The organism is Frateuria hangzhouensis (assembly GCF_026410505.1).
Classification (GTDB): Bacteria; Pseudomonadota; Gammaproteobacteria; order Xanthomonadales; family Rhodanobacteraceae; genus Frateuria_A; species Frateuria_A hangzhouensis.
The window spans coordinates 17,928-34,453 of the sequence record NZ_JAPMIU010000003.1; the positions used below are offsets into that span (position 1 = coordinate 17,928).

General features: G+C 63.7%; 12 protein-coding genes. 4 read left to right on the forward strand and 8 right to left on the reverse strand.

Annotated elements, in window-relative coordinates; all coding sequences use genetic code 11:
* Window positions 1-2: 2 nt before the first annotated feature.
* The 5 genes from OSC30_RS03815 to rfbB form a co-directional block, all read right to left on the reverse strand.
* The gene (locus OSC30_RS03815) at window positions 3-2,189 is read right to left on the reverse strand and encodes a toll/interleukin-1 receptor domain-containing protein (protein ID WP_267170509.1); all 2,187 of its coding nucleotides are present in this window, start codon (window positions 2,187-2,189) and stop codon (window positions 3-5) included.
* 111 nt (window positions 2,190-2,300) lie between these two features.
* A complete protein-coding gene (gene rfbD / locus OSC30_RS03820) occupies window positions 2,301-3,230 on the reverse strand; it encodes a dTDP-4-dehydrorhamnose reductase (RefSeq protein WP_267170510.1) in 930 nt (309 codons plus the stop codon).
* Window positions 3,227-3,784: a dTDP-4-dehydrorhamnose 3,5-epimerase gene (rfbC, locus tag OSC30_RS03825; protein ID WP_267170511.1), complete on the reverse strand. Its 558-nt coding sequence runs from the start codon at window positions 3,782-3,784 to the stop codon at window positions 3,227-3,229. Before rfbC ends, rfbD begins: the two co-directional genes overlap by 4 nt.
* On the reverse strand, window positions 3,781-4,668 hold the full coding sequence (rfbA, locus tag OSC30_RS03830) for a glucose-1-phosphate thymidylyltransferase RfbA (protein ID WP_267170512.1): 888 nt from the start codon (window positions 4,666-4,668) through the stop codon (window positions 3,781-3,783). Before rfbA ends, rfbC begins: the two co-directional genes overlap by 4 nt.
* A 10-nt stretch (window positions 4,669-4,678) precedes the next feature.
* Window positions 4,679-5,728: a dTDP-glucose 4,6-dehydratase gene (gene rfbB, locus OSC30_RS03835; protein WP_267170513.1), complete on the reverse strand. Its 1,050-nt coding sequence runs from the start codon at window positions 5,726-5,728 to the stop codon at window positions 4,679-4,681.
* A 148-nt stretch (window positions 5,729-5,876) separates the two neighbouring features.
* Here rfbB and OSC30_RS03840 point away from each other — a divergent pair, with 148 nt between their 5' ends.
* From OSC30_RS03840 to OSC30_RS03855, 4 genes are all read left to right on the forward strand, one after another.
* Window positions 5,877-7,040: a trans-sulfuration enzyme family protein gene (locus OSC30_RS03840; RefSeq protein WP_267170514.1), complete on the forward strand. Its 1,164-nt coding sequence runs from the start codon at window positions 5,877-5,879 to the stop codon at window positions 7,038-7,040.
* Complete coding sequence (locus tag OSC30_RS03845; RefSeq protein WP_323374193.1) at window positions 7,037-7,894, forward strand: ABC transporter permease; 858 nt, start codon at window positions 7,037-7,039, stop codon at window positions 7,892-7,894. Before OSC30_RS03840 ends, OSC30_RS03845 begins: the two co-directional genes overlap by 4 nt.
* Window positions 7,884-9,272: an ABC transporter ATP-binding protein gene (locus OSC30_RS03850; RefSeq protein WP_267170515.1), complete on the forward strand. Its 1,389-nt coding sequence runs from the start codon at window positions 7,884-7,886 to the stop codon at window positions 9,270-9,272. The genes OSC30_RS03845 and OSC30_RS03850 overlap by 11 nt, the downstream gene beginning before the upstream one ends.
* Window positions 9,273-9,358: 86 nt before the next feature.
* Window positions 9,359-13,114 (forward strand): glycosyltransferase, encoded by a 3,756-nt coding sequence (locus OSC30_RS03855; protein ID WP_267170516.1) that lies wholly within the window; start codon window positions 9,359-9,361, stop codon window positions 13,112-13,114.
* 38 nt (window positions 13,115-13,152) lie between these two features.
* On the opposite strand, the gene OSC30_RS03860 is transcribed toward OSC30_RS03855, so the two are convergent.
* The 3 genes from OSC30_RS03860 to OSC30_RS03870 form a co-directional block, all read right to left on the reverse strand.
* Window positions 13,153-13,776, reverse strand: coding sequence for a hypothetical protein (locus tag OSC30_RS03860; RefSeq protein ID WP_267170517.1), 624 nt, complete (start codon window positions 13,774-13,776; stop codon window positions 13,153-13,155).
* A 14-nt stretch (window positions 13,777-13,790) separates the two neighbouring features.
* On the reverse strand, window positions 13,791-15,242 hold the full coding sequence (locus tag OSC30_RS03865) for a glycosyltransferase family 39 protein (protein WP_267170518.1): 1,452 nt from the start codon (window positions 15,240-15,242) through the stop codon (window positions 13,791-13,793).
* Between the two features lie 79 nt (window positions 15,243-15,321).
* Complete coding sequence (locus OSC30_RS03870; protein WP_267170519.1) at window positions 15,322-16,296, reverse strand: glycosyltransferase family 2 protein; 975 nt, start codon at window positions 16,294-16,296, stop codon at window positions 15,322-15,324.
* Window positions 16,297-16,526: the final 230 nt, after the last annotated feature.

The window sequence follows — 16,526 nt, forward strand, 5'->3', positions numbered from 1 at the left end:
GGTCAGCGCGCCAATGCCAGTGCGCGCCGGTCGAGGACATCCTGCAGGCGTTGTTCGAAGACGGGGTTGGGTTCGAACCCGATGCCTGCCCGTGCCAACCGCCGCATCAGTGCCGGTTCGCGGTAGCCCGAAGACCACAGCCGCCGGACCAGCGGCCGTGCTTCGTCGGTGCGGCCCAGCGCCAGCAGGGCGTCGACCTGGGTGGCGAGCAGGCGCACGTCGCCGGCGCCGCTGTCGACCCCGCGCAAGCCGCGGAGGGCGGCCAGCCGCAGCCCCTCGGCGTCCTTGCCGGCCTGCAGGTAGGCCAGTTGGAGGCGGGCGTTGGCGGTGGACAGCAGCAGCGTGCGTTCGTCCGGCTGGTCGGCCAGCAGAGGCGTGAGCGCCGCCAGCGCGGCCTGCGCGTCGGCACGCGCCTGGTCAAGACGCCCGGTGGCCTGCAGCCATGCCGCGCGTTCGATGCGGGCCTCAGCCAGGTCCTGCTGCCAGCCGGTGTTGCTCGGATCGTGCCGTGCAAGGTCCTCGAGCGTGTGCATGGCGCGCGCCAGCAGGGCACGGGGCGAGCGGGTGTCGCCCTGCGTGCGCTGCAGGCGGGCAAGCTGGGTCGAGTACAGCCCGAGGCTTTCCCTGGCATCGGTCAGGCTGGGATCGAAGCGGTGGATGTCCTCGATCACCGCCAGCGCTTGCCTGGTATCGCGGTCCGCCTGTTCGCCATGCCCGGCCAGGGCCAGCGTGCGGGCCAGGATGGCGCGCACGCGCGCCATGTTCTGGCGCTGGCCGTTGTCCTGCGGATGGGCCTGGCTCAGCCGGCTTTCGATGGCGTCGTCGGCCGAGTACTCGGCGATGGCCGTCAGCAGATCGCCGCGCATCAGGGCCAGCTTGCCGAGGTTGTTGTGCGCCTCGCCCAGGTGCTCGAGCCATTCGCTGCGCGGCGAGGCGTGGGCGGCCAGCGCTCGGCAGCGCTCGAGCATGCGCTGGTAGTGCACGGCGGCTTCGTCCAGGCGGCCATCGGCTTCCAGGACGTGGCCGATGTCGTTGTCCAGCGTGCTCAGTTCGAACAACACGCGCGGATCGGTGCGCGCCGGCGCGCCCAGCCGTTCGAGCGTGGCCTGCGCCGCGGCGAAGTAGCGTCCGGCCACCTCGAGGTCGCCCTGGTACCAGTCGCTCACGCCGAGGAAGGCCTGCACCCGCGCGTAGGCGATCTGCCGTTCACGGTCGGCCGGTGCCGCCCGGGCGAGCGCTCGTGCCAGCGGTTCGGCCGCCCGGTACGCGCGCGTGGCAGCGGCCAGGCGGCCCTGGTCCAGCCGCACGCTGCCGATCTTCTCCAGCGCCTTGGCGCGCTGTTCGAGCACGTCGTCAGTCACGTCGGTGGCGGGCAGCGACTGGAAGTAGGCCATCGCCTTGTCGTCGACCGCTTCCAGGATGTCCAGCCGCTGCACCTGCGCCAGCTTGTCGTTGAGGTCGCCGAGCATGAAGCCGATCAACGCCTCGGCCTGCTTCTGCCGGCGCTCGGCGGTGCGGCGGGCGATCATCGCGTCGATCGCCAGCAGGGTGGTCACCAGCATGACCAGCATGGACAACGCCGTGACCGCCGCCAGCCGCCGGTTGCGCCGCTGCAGTTCGCGCCGGCGCAGCTGGTCCAGTTCCAACCCGAGCAGGCCGGCCACGAGTTTGAGCTTGGCCGCCTGCTTGCCGTCCTTGCCGGGGCGTACGTCGGCGGCGATCGGCTCGTCCCCGGCCGCATCGGTCTGGCCGTCCAGGGGGCCGCACAACGCCGGCGACAGGCATTCCTCGGCCGACTGCCCGGCCGAGGCGTTGGGTTCGCCGGCGACGATGAGGCAGAAAATGCGATCGTTGCGGCCCAGCCGCCGGAACGCGCATATCTCGGCGCCCACCCAGCGCGAGGCGGCCGCCGCCGGCGAGCACACGACGATCAGATTGGCCGATTGCGCCAGCGCCAGGTCCACCTTGTGGCCCAGGTCGTGGGAACTGGCCAGTTCGTCGCGGTCACGGAAGACGGGGACCAGCCGTCGCGGCACGATGCCCGCGTCCGTGGCCTGGCCGACCAGGCGCGAGGGCACGCGGTAGGTTTCCAAGGCACGATGCAGCCACTCCGCCCAGCGCCGGTCGCGATGGCTGTAGCTGATGAATGCGCGGTAGCGGAATTCGCCTTCGGCGGAAACCTGGTTCATGGCGCACGACCCTTTGGCGAGTCGCACAGTCCCCTGGCGCTGGCGGCGGCCGGAACCTAGCACCCTTCGCGTGATGCCGGCCTCACGATGGACGTGGCAGCGTGCTGCCGGTCAGGCGACCCGGTCGGCCAGCCGGTCCATCACCTCGTGCAGGCCTTCTTGCCAGTCGGGCAACGGACTTCCGAGCAGCCGGCCCAGGCCGGTGTTGTCCAGCACGGACCAGGCCGGCCGGCGGGCCAGGGTGGGGTAGTCGGTCGTGGCAATCGGGAGTACGCGGGGCTTGCGGGCGAGCAGGCCGCGGGCGTGGGCTTCATCGAAGATTGCGCTGGCGAAGCCGTGCCAACTGGTGTGGCCGCTGGCGACCACGTGGTGCGTGCCGCGCAACGGGTCGCGCGCGCCGGGCTCGGCGAACCAGCGCTCGAGCAGGGCCACGCTGGCGCGCACGATCAACGCGGTGGAGGTGGGCGCGCCGTACTGGTCGGCGACTACGCGCAGCTCGTCGCGCTCGGCGCCCAGGCGCAGCATGGTGCGCAGGAAGTTGTGGCCATGCGGGGCATACACCCACGCGGTGCGCAGGATCAGGTGGTCGGCGCCGCTGGTGCGCAGCGCTTCCTCGCCGGCGAGCTTGCTGCGGCCGTAGGCGCCGAGCGGGCCGGTGGGCGCATCGACCGGGTACGGCGTGGTCGCGTCGCCACCGAACACGTAGTCGGTCGAGTAGTGCAGCACCAGCGCGCCATGCGCAGCGGCCCACGCGGCCAACACGCCGACGGCGTCGCCGTTGACCCGGGTGGCCAGCGCTTCATCCTGTTCGGCGCGGTCGACCGCGGTGTAGGCGGCGGCGTTGACGATCACGTCCGGGTGAATGCGCTCGAGCAGCCGCTCCAGGTCCGGCCCGGCCAGGTCGGCCACTTCGCCGCGTTCGTCATTCCACAGCGTGCCGTCGCGCGTGGCCGGGACCAGCGTGCCGTGCGCGGCCAGGCCGCCGTCCTCCATGAAAGCACGGCCAAGCTGGCCGTTGGCGCCCAGCAGCAGGATCTTCATGGCGTGTAGAGCGGCAGCCGCTCGGCCGGGACGTCCTTCAGGAACGGCGCGCGGGTGTCCTTGTCGGAAAGCAACGGAGCGCTGACAGGCCAGTCGACGCCGATGTCCGCGTCGTTCCAGCGGATGCCGGCGTCGCCCTCGCGGTCATACAGCGCGGTGCACTGATAGCTGAAGGTGGCGAACTCCGACAACACGCAGAAGCCGTGCGCGAAGCCCTCCGGGACCCAGAAATGGCGATGGTTTTCGGCCGTGAGCATGACGCCGGCCCAGCGTCCGAAGCTGGGCGAGCCGCGGCGGATGTCGACCGCCACGTCATACACCTCGCCTTCCAGCACGCTGACCAGCTTGCCCTGCGGGTTGGGCCACTGATAGTGCAGGCCGCGCAGCACGCCGCGTGCCGAACGCGAGACATTGGACTGCACGAAGCGGCGGTCGATGCCGGCCTCGCGGTACTTCGCCTCGTTGTAGCTCTCGTAGAAAAAGCCGCGCGCGTCGCCGAACACCTGCGGTTCGAGCACCACGGCACCGGGCAGGGTCGTCTGGATGATCTTCATCGCGCCAGGCCCTGGCTGAGCAGGTTCTGCAGGTATTGGCCGTAGCCGGTCTTGGCCAGCGGTTCGGCCAGGCGCAGCAGTTGCTCCGCGTCGATCCAGCCCTTGAGGTAGGCGATCTCCTCCGGACAGCACACCTTCAAGCCCTGCCGGTGCTCGATGGTCTGGATGAAGTTGCCCGCTTCCATCAGCGACTCGTGCGTGCCGGTGTCCAGCCAGGCGTAGCCGCGGCCCAGCTGTTCCAGGTGCAGGTTGCCCTCGTCCAGATAACAACGATTGAGGTCGGTGATTTCCAGTTCGCCGCGCGGCGAGGGGGCGAGCGAGGCGGCATAGTCGCTGGCTCGCTCGTCATAGAAATACAGGCCGGTGACGGCATAGCTGGACTTGGGACTGGCGGGCTTTTCCTCCAGCCCCACCACGCGGCCGTCGGCATCGAACTCGGCCACGCCGTAACGCTGCGGATCGCGCACCCAGTAGCCGAACACGGTAGCGCCGTGCTCGCGCTCCGCCGCGCGCTGCAAGCGCTCGGTCAGGCCCACGCCATAGAAGATGTTGTCGCCCAGCACCAGGCAGCTGGATGCGCCGGCGAGGAACTCCCGGCCAATCAGGAACGCCTGCGCCAGGCCGTCGGGCGAGGGCTGCACGGCGTACTGGATGTCCATGCCCCACTGCGAGCCGTCGCCCAGCAGCCGCTGGAAAAGTGCCTGCTCATGCGGGGTGTTGATCACCAGCACTTCGCGGATGCCGGCGAGCATCAGCATCGCCAGCGGGTAGTAGATCATCGGCTTGTCGTACACCGGCAGCAGCTGCTTGCTGATGCCTTGGGTGATCGGATACAGCCGCGTGCCGGAACCGCCGGCCAGGATGATGCCCTTGCGTGCGCTCATGCGTGGCTCCTCACGATCCCAGCCGTTCCATGCGGTAGCTGCCGTCCAGCACCCGCTGCACCCACGGCTGGTGGGCGAGATACCAGTCGACGGTGTGCGCCATGCCGCTTTCGAACGTGTGCGTCGGCGACCAGCCAAGCTCGCGCTGCAGCTTGCCCGAATCGATCGCGTAGCGGCGGTCGTGGCCGGGGCGGTCCTTGACGAAGGTGATCAGCGACTCGCGCGGGCGCCCGTCGGCCAGCGGCCGGCGCGCGTCGAGCAGCGCGCAGATGGTCTTGACCACCGTCAGGTTCTCGCGCTCGGCGTTGCCGCCCACGTTATAGGTCTCGCCCACGCGGCCGGCCTCGAGCACGCGGCGGATCGCGCTGCAATGGTCGCCCACGTAGAGCCAGTCGCGGATGTTCAGGCCGTCGCCGTAGACCGGCAGCGGCTCGCCGGCCAACGCCTTCTGGATCACCAGCGGGATCAGCTTCTCGGGGAACTGGTAGGGCCCGTAGTTGTTCGAGCAGTTGGTGGTGAGCGTGGGCAGCCCGTAGGTGTGGTGGAACGCGCGCACCAGGTGGTCGGAGGCGGCCTTGGAGGCCGAGTAGGGCGAGTTGGGCGCGTACGGTGTGGTCTCGGTGAACTTGCCTTCGGCGCCCAGCGAGCCATACACCTCGTCGGTGGACACGTGCAGGAAGCGGAAACCCTCGCGTGCGGCCGCTTCCAGGCCGCGCCAGTAATCGCGCGCGCACTCGAGCAGGCCCAGCGTGCCGACCACGTTGGTATCGACGAAGGTCGCCGGGCCGTCGATGGAGCGGTCCACGTGCGATTCGGCGGCGAAATTGATGATCGCCCGTGGCCGGTACTCGGCCAGCAGTTGCGCCACCAGCGCGCGGTCGCCGATGTCGCCCTGCACGAACAGGTGGCGGTCATTACCCTCCAGCGAGGCCAGGGTGTCCAGGTTGCCGGCGTAGGTCAGCTTGTCCAGGTTGACCACGCGCAGGCCGTCGGCGACTGCCTGCAGCACGAAATTCGCGCCGATGAAGCCGGCGCCGCCGGTGACGAGCAAGGTTTCCATGTTGCGGTCCGCGTCTTCCAAACTCCGTATTGTGCCATCGACGGCCTGTTTGCGGGCCGCGGGAGACGGCGGAAGTGACGGCGGATTAAGGCAAAAGCAGGCTTCGCGGTTAAGATGGCAGCCTCCTTATTGCAGGTTCCCGCGATCCATGAGCAAGAAAAACGCCGCTTCCCTCGGGCTAGGAACCCGCGCCATCCACGCCGGCCAGCATCCCGACCCGAGTACCGGCGCGATCATGACGCCGATCTACGCCACGTCCACCTACGTGCAGGAAAGCCCCGGCAAGCACAAGGGCTTCGAATATTCGCGCACGCAGAACCCGACCCGGATGGCCTACGAGCGTTGCGTGGCCGACCTGGAAGGCGGCGTGGCCGGCTTCGCCTTCGCCTCCGGGCTGGCCGCGGCGGCCACGGTGCTGGATCTGCTCGACTCGGGCAGCCACGTCATCGCCATGGATGATCTGTACGGCGGCAGCTACCGATTGTTCGAGCGGGTGCGCCGGCGTTCGGCGGGGCTGGATTTCGAGTTCATTGATCTGAACGATGCCAAGGCGCTGAAGGCCGCGCTCAAGCCCAACACCCGCATGATCTGGGCCGAGACGCCGACCAACCCGATGCTTAAACTGGTCGACCTGGCCAAGATCGCCGCCTTCGCCAGGAAGCACGGGCTGATCCTGGTGGTGGACAACACCTTCTGCTCGCCGATGGTGCAGCGGCCGCTCGAGTTCGGCGCCGACCTGGTGCTGCATTCAGCCACCAAGTACCTCAACGGCCATTCGGACATGGTCGGCGGCATCGTGGTCGCCGGCAACGAGGAACTGGCCGAGAAGATGGGCTTCCTGCAGAACTCCGTGGGTGCCATCGCCGGCCCGTTCGATGCCTTCCTGGCCATGCGTGGCCTGAAGACCCTGCACCTGCGCATGCAGGCGCACTGCCGCAGCGCGATGGAGCTGGCGCAATGGCTGGAAAAGCATCCCGCGGTCGAACGGGTGATCTACCCGGGCCTCAAGAGCCATCCGCAGCACGCGTTGGCGCGCCGCCAGATGCACGGCTTCGGCGGCATCGTGACGATCGAGGTCAAGGGCGGCCTGCGCAAGGCGCGTCGCATGCTCGAGCGTTGCAAGCTGTTCGCCCTGGCCGAATCCCTCGGCGGCGTCGAAAGCCTGATCGAACATCCGGCGATCATGACCCACGCCTCGGTGCCGGCGGTGAACCGCAAACGGCTCGGGATCAGCGACGGTCTGGTGCGGTTGTCGGTCGGCGTCGAAGACGTCGCGGACCTGAAGGCGGAGTTGGAGTGGGCGTTGTCATGAGTCTGATCGCGCCGCGTGATGGCAGCGGTGTGCCCGTAGAGCAGAAGCAACGCCGCTGGGAAGGACCTTTCGCTGCTCTGGTCCGACATCGGTCGCTGACCTGGGAACTGAGCAAGCGCGAAGTTCTCGGGCGTTATCGCGGAGCAAGCTTCGGCTTGGCTTGGTCGGTGATCAGCCCCTTCATGATGTTGGGCGTGTATGCGTTTGCCTTTGGCGCAGTACTCAAGAGCCGCTGGCCACACGAAGCCGGTGGAGATCATCCCTACGCGGTGATCCTGTTCGTGGGTCTGATCCTGCACGGATTCTTCGCGGAGTGCCTGACACGTGCGCCCACCCTCGTTGTGGCCAATCCGAATTTCGTCAAGCGTGTGGTCTTTCCTTTGGACGTGCTGCCTTGGCCGATGGTGTTTTCCGCGCTTTTCCACGCCTTGACGAATTTCATCGTGCTTATCCTGTTGATGGTGGCGCTGGAGCGCCGCCTGCCCGCCACCATCGTGCTGTTGCCGGTGATCATGGCGCCTTTTGCGCTACTGACGTTGGGATTGTCATGGCTTCTCGCCTCGTTGGGCGTGTACTTCCGCGACATCTCGCAGATCATGCCGGTTCTGGCCTCGGCCCTGCTGTTTCTTTCGTCCGCGATCATTCCGGTGAGCATCCTTACTCCGGGGCTGCAGACTCTGTTCCACCTCAATCCGTTGACCTTCTTCATTGATCAGGCTCGAATGGTGGCACTCGCCGGTACGGCGCCCGATTGGGATGGCCTGGCGCTGGCGACGTTGGTCGGAGCGGTTATGGCGTGGTTGGGCCATGCCTGGTTCATGGCGACGAGGCGGGGGTTCGCCGATGTCCTCTGAAGTCGTCGTTGAGGTCAGCGGGTTACGCAAGACCTTTCCGATCTACGACAAGCCGCACCATCGCCTCTTCCAGATGTTCAGTCGCGCGCGCCGTTGGCATCGCGAATTCGAGGCGTTGCGCGATATCGATTTCAGCATAAGGCGTGGCGAAACCGTCGGCATCGTGGGCCGCAACGGTTCGGGCAAGTCCACGCTGCTGCAGCTGATCTGCGGCACCCTGACCCCCTCATGCGGAAAGGTAAGCGTCACGGGGCGGGTTGCCGCCCTGCTTGAACTGGGCGCTGGTTTCAATATGGAGTTCACTGGCCGCGAGAACGTCCTTTTGAACGGCACTGTCTTGGGCCTGGAGCGGCGCGAGATCGAAAGGAAGATGCCAGAGATACTCGCCTTCGCGGGAATCGGCGATTTCATCGATCGTCCGGTCAAAACCTATTCCAGCGGCATGTATGTGCGGCTTGCGTTCGCGGTCGCCATTCATGTCGAGCCCGATCTGCTGATCGTGGATGAAGCGTTGTCAGTGGGCGATGAGGCCTTCCAGCGAAAATGCTTTGCTCGGATCGAGGCGCTGCGCCAACGGGGATGCACGATCCTGTTCGTATCCCATGCCGCGGCGACCGTGATCGAATTATGTGATCGCGCGATCCTGCTGGACGCAGGCGACATGCTGGCGGACGGGGCGCCCAAGGCGGTAGTTTCGTCCTATCAACGTCTTCTGTATGCAAGCGAAGAGCGTGCAGGGCCGCTGCGGGAACAATTGCTGCGGGACCGCCTGCATAGCAGGGACGAAGGTAGGCTTGCAGAGTCGCGCTTGCCCGGCGAAGAGTCGCGCAAGCTGGCGCCGCCGCCCGATTCGTCGACCGATTCGGTCGAGCGGCCATATTTCGATGAGGGTCTCTGCTCGCAAAGCGAGGTGGCTTACCTCAGCCAAGGCGCGACGATCGAAGATCCGCGCATCGAGACGATGCGGGGTGCGCAGGTCAATGTGATCAATGCCGGCGAACGTTATGTCTATCGCTATCGCGTCCGGTTCGATCGGGGCGCGAGCGGCGTGCGCTTCGGTATGTTGATTAAGTCGCTGACAGGCGTCGAGCTTGCCGGCGGGGTGACCGCTCGAACCGAAGAAGCGCTCGAATGGGTGGGCCCTGGGGCCGGATTCGACCTACGGTTCGAATTTACCTGCCGTTTGTCGCCCGGCGTCTATTTCATGAATGCAGGTGTCCAGGGTCGCTTGGGCGAAGAAGAAACTTACCTCGACCGTCGGATCGACGTGGTGATGTTCCGGGTAATGGCCCGCCGGGACCGAAAGACGACCGGGTTCGTAGACCTGGTCGAAACCATGGAAGCGAGTCCTCTCGAGGGGAACACGGAAACAGCATGATTCAGGTTGAAAACACGCAGGCTCCCTGTCGATGCCTTCTCATCATGGGCATGCATCGGAGTGGGACCTCCGCGGCGACTCGCTGCATGAACCTACTGGGCATGGACGTCGGCTCCCACTTGCTCGACCCGGACAGCGTCAACGCCAAGGGGTACTGGGAACACGCCGAAGCGGTGCATATCAACGACCGTCTCCTGGGGGCCTTCGACATGGTCTGGTGGAGTCTCGAGCCGCTGCCTGACGGCTGGCTGGGCAGCGCTGCCGCATCGCGCGCGCGTGAGGAAATAAAGGCGCTCGTACATCGCGATTTTCTCAAGGTCCCACTCTGGGGGATCAAGGATCCGCGCATGTGCCGCGTGGCGCCGCTCTGGATCGAATGCCTGCAGACGATGGGGATCTCCGTTTCCGCCGTATTCACCGCGCGCGCGGCGATCGAGGTCGCCAAGTCGTTGAAGCGTGCCCAAGGCCTCAGAGAACAAGCGGGTGTGCTGTCCTGGATCCTGCATTTGGCGGACTCGGAACGAGCAACCCGCGAACTGCCGCGATCGCTGATCGAGTACGACCAGTTGCTTTCCGATCCCGTTGGCACCCTGGAACGGATCGGGCGGGATTTGCAGGTAACGTGGCCGATCCCGCCAAGCCAGCGCGAATCGGCACTTGGGGCCTTCCTTGACTCGGCCATGCGCAATCATCGCGGTGCGGAGCCGAACGGTTGGACCCCTCCTATCGTTGCCCGCATGGAAACGGAAACCCGGCGGATCGCTTCGGGACGAGCGGACAGCGACTGGAAGGCGTTGGGCGCTCTTTCGGACGAAGCGATCGAGCTTTTCCGCCTACTTGATTATCGCGAGGAAGCACCGTTGCCGAACGAGGTGGTCCGTTCGGCCCGTACGAGCGACGACAGAAGCGTTCAAGCCTCTCTTTATCACGCCGCCGAGGGTGAGCATTTCTCGGAGGACCGGGTGGAACATCGGGCGGTTCCTCCGGGGCGCTCGCTGGTGGAATTGCCGGTGGTGGCTGGCGCAGATTTGCGGTATCGGTTGGATCCGGCAAGCCGCGGTGGCTACTACGTTTTCCACGCGGTATTCCTGCGAGATGCAGAGCGTAGGATGCTGTGGAACTGGGAAGATTCTCCGGGGGAAGTCAGCCTGTCGGGCATCTATTCGTTGGAAAGCCCAAGCCATCCTGGGTCCGTCGTGCACCGCGTGGACGGGGATCCGCAGATGATTTTCGCGTGGCCGGATGGGGTGGTGCGGCCAGGCACGACGCTTGTACTCGATGTCGAGCGCTTCAATGCGCAGCGCATCGCGGTTGAGTTCGACGCACTCGAGTCCCAGTTCGGCAACCTGGTGCGACAACTGGATGCAGCGCGAACAACGGCGGGCGAGCGGGAGCGACGTCTCAAGGAAAAGTTGCGGCTGCTGCGTGCCGAACGTGACGCTCGCGAGACCGCCTTCCTCACCATCGAGCGGCAAGTGTCCGAGATTGCGACGTCCATGGAGCCCTTGCAGCTGGCCTTGGCTCGCCAGGAAGTGGCGATCCGGACGCTCACGCATAGCGATTTGCTATCGCGGCTGCGGCGCCGGTTTTCGCGCGTTCGCGCCAAACTGCAACCACTTCAGCAACTGGAATTGGTGAACGCCGGCGACAGTCGTTACAAGGTGACGGGGGATGATCCGATCTTTGCATGCGCCTATGGCGGATATCCGCTCGCGCCGGGCTGGTATATGGTCGATCTGGAGATGGTCCAGCACCAAGGGCCGCCAGCGCAGGCGATGCTCTACCCGAACTACGGGCCGGGAGTGCCTGCCGACCAAGGGATAAGGCTCTCGTTCTTCGACCCTCAACGCCACCGGCATGTCGGATTGATTCGGTTCCCCCATACCGTGTTCGACCTGAGGTTCGACCCGGCCATGGCGCCCTGCGAGTTGTCCGTGCGTAAGCTGGTGTTGCGGCGCGTGGGCAAGTTGCGTGCCGCGCTCACGCTGTTCCGTTCGATCGGCAAAGCAGGCCGCGGTGGGATTCGGCTCAACGCCCGCCGCGGAGGGTTCATCAAGAGGCTGCGCGCCTCCGGTCTATCCGCGATGACCGATCGCGTGTATCGCAATTACACGGATATGAACGAGTCGTTCGACACGTACGACGCGTGGATTGCCCAATATGACCGCGTCTCCGGGAAGGACCTGCAGGATGCTCGCACGACTTCCGGATCCTGGGGCTATCAACCACTGATTTCGGTCCTGTTGCCGACCTACAATACGGAAGAGGTTTGGCTGCGGCGCTGCATCGACAGCGTGCTGGCGCAGAGCTACCCCAACTGGGAGCTGTGCATTGCCGACGACGCATCGCCCTTGCCACATGTGAGGCGCGTACTCGAGGAGTACAAGCAAAAGGACGAACGCATCCGGATCGTGCTGCGCGCGGACAACGGACATATCTCCGCGAGCACGAACAGCGCGCTGGCGCTGGCCACCGGCGAGTACGTGGCCTTGCTTGATCATGACGACGAGCTACACCCGTTGGCGCTGCACGAAGTGGTCGCCGCGTTGCAGACGCATCGCAATTGGAAACTCATCTACACCGATGAGGACAAGATCGATCCGAAGGGGCGGCGTTACGACCCCTATATGAAGCCAGACTGGAACTACGATCTCCTGCTGGGACACAACTGCGTGAGCCACCTTGGCATCTACCAGCGAGAGTTGATGTTGCAGATCGGCGGTTTCCGGAAAGGGTACGAAGGAAGCCAGGACTGGGATCTTGCGTTGCGCTTCTGCGAGCGGCTTTCGCCGGATGAAATCGGACACGTATCGCGCGTCCTTTATCACTGGCGAGCGATTCCAGGCTCCACTTCGGTAGGCGTGGGCGAGAAGAACTATGCGCGGGATGCGGGATTGAAAGCTATCGAAAACCATTTGGCTCGCATTGGCACCCGCGCGAGCGTGCAGGAGGTCGGCGGGCAACCTGGCCACTTCCGGATCCACTATCAGCTCGACGATCAACCCAAGGTATCGATCATCATCCCCACGCGCGACGGACTGTCGCTGTTGCGTCGCTGCGTCGACTCCATTCTCGAAAAGACGACGTACCCCAATTACGAGATCGTCATCGTCGACAACCAATCCACGGACCCGGCAACGCTGGAATACTTCATCTCGGTGGTGCAGGACAGTCGCGTGCGGGTACTCGAATACGACCACCCATTCAATTACTCGGCGGTCAACAATTTTGCCGTGTCGAACACGGGCGGGGAATTGATCGCCCTCGTCAACAACGACATCGAAGTCATCACGCCTGGCTGGCTGGAGGAGTTGGCCGGCCATGCCATACGGTCGGACATCGGGTGCGTAGGCGCCATGTTGTATTACCCGAACGACACGATCCAACACGCGGGCGTGGTGCTCGGCGTACACGGTGTGGCAGCGCACATCTATTGCGGCAAGCCGAAGGGATGGCCAGGGCAGATGGGCCGGGCCGGTTTGACCCAGTCACTTAGCGCGGTGACTGCCGCCTGCCTGATGGTTCGGCGAGAAGTTTACGAACAAGTCGGCGGACTGGATGAAAAACTGCGGGTGGCATTCAACGACGTCGACTTCTGCTTGCGGGTACGGGAGGCAGGGTATCGAAATGTATGGTCGCCTTTCGCCGAGCTCTACCACCACGAGTCTGCCAGTCGCGGCCAGGAAGACTCACCCGAGAAGAAAGCCAGATTTGCGGGCGAGGTGGAATTCATGCAGGAACGATGGGGCCAGCAACTGATGAACGACCCCGCGTACAACCCGAACCTGTCGATCAGCGACACGCCTTTCAAGCTGGCGTTCCCTCCGCGACGAGTGGGGTGAGCCACCCGCCCCGTCGGGACACGCCTCGCCTAAGGCAATCAGGCGGACTCGGCTGCGTGCTGTTTCATGGACAGCAACGCAACGAGTCCGATGATGACCGATAGCAGCAGTCCAAGTGCAAACGCGCCATGATTCGTCCGCAGTATCCGGGCTGCTGTCACGTGTTTGCGGGCCGCAAAGGACAAAACAAGAGATTTGCCCCGTGGTTGCCCATTCACACGTACCGTGCCCAGGCTGGTGTCTGCGGTAAGCCAAGCCGTGGGCGAATGACCGGATTTGCCATCGATTCCGATGACTGCGATCTCGAAACCAGAGTCGAGTTCAATACCGTCCTGCGGACAAAAATATTTGAACTGATTGTCTTCGAGTTCCGAGGATTCCACGCGCCAACGGTTTGTTCGCCCGGGCTGGCTCCAGTGAACCCCCAGTTGCCCCGAATTGCGCCGTGCATACGTGGCGAACTGTATGCCTACGCATAGATTGCCCTGCCCGGCGGTAGAGGTTGTACCGCGAGGCAGATATCCGGACTGCACCAATCTTGCCCCAGCATTGAATTCCCCCGCCGGGGTATTTGCTCGGGCCCGGTTTCTCAAAAACTCCTGATTGGTGCTGAAAGGTAAGAAGATCAACAGCGCGGCGACTAGAAATACGGGTATGAACAAGCGCATAAAAATCCTCAAAGCTGGCCGTATAGCCTCAGAGCTTGATGCAGAAAGAAGCGATCGGAAAAAAGCATAGCCAGAAGCGAGGCGAACAAGGCCACTCTGGTCAGCCTAATTCCGCGCAACGGCCAAGCCAGGATCACGATGAGGAAGGGGAGCACGGGATAAAAGTAGCGGCCGTGCGTGGCGCGCACGACGCCGTTGTATTCCGCCCACAGATGTTCGTAAAACACGAACGAGAAAAACAGCGCACAGACGCTTCCGGTAACGAACAACCACGGCTTGCGCTCCCCGCGGAGCGCCGCCGGAAGGTGCGTCGCCAAGGTCGCAAGCAAGGCGAGTGCCAGGACAATACAGGTCAGGCCGGAAAGCTTGTTGGGTTGCAGCATGCCTGCGGCGCAAGCCGTAACAACGGCCGACAGCAATGCAATATTGCGATTGGCCAATCGGACTCGCCAATGATTGCAGGCCTGAGCCAAGGTGAAGGTCGCACAGAAGAAAATGGCCGCCAGAAAATAGCGCAGTACCGGTCCATTTGCTTGGACCCAGTCAAGCACGCCGCTGCCTCGGCCATTCCAGCCAATGAGCCCCACATAGTTGGTCAGGGTGGCAGGCCAGAATGGCGTGGTCAAAGCGTATTCCAGAAATCCTATCGATACCTTGGGATGCTCTTTGGTGATGATGGACGTGAACGGAAGCAACTGATGCATCAGTACGAAGTTGCGTAGCATCCAGAGACAGATTGGCAGGAACATGACCAGCCACAGAACGGTGCAGCGCCGCAGCGCGGTCATTTGCCTCTCAAGCGCGCTTGCGGTCCATAGGCGATAGGCCATGGCAAAGAACAACGGTATGGCCATACCAAGGCCTGTGAACTTGGTGACCAAGCCTAGCGCGACGAACAGAGCGCACCACAAGGCATAAACGAAGTTATCGGTATCAAGCCAGCGGATACACCAGAAGGCCGCCCACGCCGCCATGCAGGCGACAAGCGTGTCGTGGGAAACACCCGTGCCTAGTTGAAGAAACATGGGCGTGCAACCGACAAAGATTCCTCCAGCCAGTGCGAGCATGCCGTTACGGGTGACTTCCCAGATGACCAGCATGATGCCAAGCAGCGCCAGTGCACCGAACAGCGCACTGACGAGACGCACGCTCCGCACTTGTCCATCGAAGGAAAGGCTGGCAGCCCGCGCCGTCATCAGTACCGGTGCCGCGACCACGTAGTAAAGCGGAGGATGCTGTGCTATCCAGTTCAAGCCCGGTTTGGCAGAAGGGGCGATCCACGAATGGGTGACATCGATGCCCATTTTTGATGTGCCGAGCATCGGGATTTTCCCGTCAACGATGTCTTCGACATAGGAAAAATGGCCGGATTCGTCGGGAATGTCCCATAGCGGCGTAATAAATATGCCGTAGATCGCGAACTTGAGAAAAAAGCATACGCAAACGATCGCCCACGTCATGGTTGGACGCTTCCTCGGGGCGATAGCCTCAATGTTTTCGTCGCCGACCGAGAGGTCCGTGAATGTCCGCGGCATTGCTTCAATCCTTACCTTGGCGGAAATGCGTCAAAGACGCACGGGCTAGGTTGTCCGTCTTGAGCTGAAGATGGACCCGCTCCAACAGCTTGCGATTCGTCGCAATGAGGTCGGCCACTAGACCCATCATGTAGAGGAGCATGCCTAGCGTTATACACAGCGAGGTCAGTATGACGGACTGGACGTGCCCTTCGCCGCCGTCGGCCATGTAGTAATAAAGAAAGCGCAGGCCGCCGATGGCGCCGGCCAACATGAATAGCGAACCTACCCACAGGAACAGGGTCATTGGTCGATAGATGACGAAAACCCGGAAGATGGTTAGTAGCGAGCGCTTGACATAGCTCGAAATGCTCTTGACGAGCCGCGACGGGCGCAGATCGGCGTTCGTCCGTACCGGAACAGAAGCAATTCGAAGATTGCTCTGGCCGGCCTGGATGATGGTTTCAAGGGTGTACGTATAGGCGCTGAAGACGTTGAGTCGCAATGCGGCATCGCGCGACATTGCACGAAAGCCACTGGGAGCATCCGCCACGTCCGTCTTGCTGGCGACCCTGACCGCCCAGCTCCCCAAGCGCTGGAGCTTTTTCTTGATCCAGGAAAAGTGCTCGGTCTGTTCGATCGGCCGCGCGCCGATCACGATGTCGGCCTCCTGCGCCAGAATCGGGGAAGTCAGTCTTGGGATATCAGCGGCGCAGTACTGATTGTCGGCGTCGGTGTTCACGATGACATCGGCGCCCAAACGCAGGCCCGCATCGAGTCCCGACATGAAGCCAACAGCCAAACCACGATTGACAGGATGTCGAATGACGTGGTCGACGCCGTGCTGGCGAGCGACATCGGCGGTGCCGTCGCTGGAACCATCGTCGATGATCAACCATTCGACCGTGTCGAATCCTTCGACTTCGCGGGGTAGGTCCGCCAGTGCGACGGCCAAGGTTTCCGCCTCGTTGAGGCAGGGGATTTGGATGATCAGCTTCATTGGATTCCCTTATCGCAGCTCGACCTTTGCGGCCGATCGCGCTTGTTGGCGAAGCCACGTCGGTGTGGCGCTCCCTTGATGATACCGGAGACCTTGGGCCGTGCGGCCTGCGCGTTACTAACGAACGATGCACCCTTCGCGTGACCCGGCTTCGAAGATAGAATCGGTTGGTGGGAGAGCGGCACGTCGAGTCCGAACCTACGCACGCGGATTCGCCGAAGCGGTGGATC

Excerpts from the sequence above, each read along its gene's own strand:
- rfbD (WP_267170510.1), bottom strand. The coding sequence starts at position 3,230 with ATGAAGATCCTGCTGCTGGGCGCCAACGGCCAGCTTGGCCGTGCTTTC.
- OSC30_RS03855 (WP_267170516.1), top strand. The coding sequence starts at position 9,359 with ATGAACCTACTGGGCATGGACGTCGGCTCCCACTTGCTCGACCCGGAC.
- rfbB (WP_267170513.1), bottom strand. The coding sequence starts at position 5,728 with ATGGAAACCTTGCTCGTCACCGGCGGCGCCGGCTTCATCGGCGCGAAT.
- OSC30_RS03850 (WP_267170515.1), top strand. The coding sequence starts at position 7,884 with ATGTCCTCTGAAGTCGTCGTTGAGGTCAGCGGGTTACGCAAGACCTTT.
- rfbA (WP_267170512.1), bottom strand. The coding sequence starts at position 4,668 with ATGAGCGCACGCAAGGGCATCATCCTGGCCGGCGGTTCCGGCACGCGG.
- OSC30_RS03840 (WP_267170514.1), top strand. The coding sequence starts at position 5,877 with ATGAGCAAGAAAAACGCCGCTTCCCTCGGGCTAGGAACCCGCGCCATC.
- OSC30_RS03845 (WP_323374193.1), top strand. The coding sequence starts at position 7,037 with ATGAGTCTGATCGCGCCGCGTGATGGCAGCGGTGTGCCCGTAGAGCAG.
- OSC30_RS03870 (WP_267170519.1), bottom strand. The coding sequence starts at position 16,296 with ATGAAGCTGATCATCCAAATCCCCTGCCTCAACGAGGCGGAAACCTTG.
- rfbC (WP_267170511.1), bottom strand. The coding sequence starts at position 3,784 with ATGAAGATCATCCAGACGACCCTGCCCGGTGCCGTGGTGCTCGAACCG.
- OSC30_RS03815 (WP_267170509.1), bottom strand. The coding sequence starts at position 2,189 with ATGAACCAGGTTTCCGCCGAAGGCGAATTCCGCTACCGCGCATTCATC.
- OSC30_RS03865 (WP_267170518.1), bottom strand. The coding sequence starts at position 15,242 with ATGACGTGGGCGATCGTTTGCGTATGCTTTTTTCTCAAGTTCGCGATC.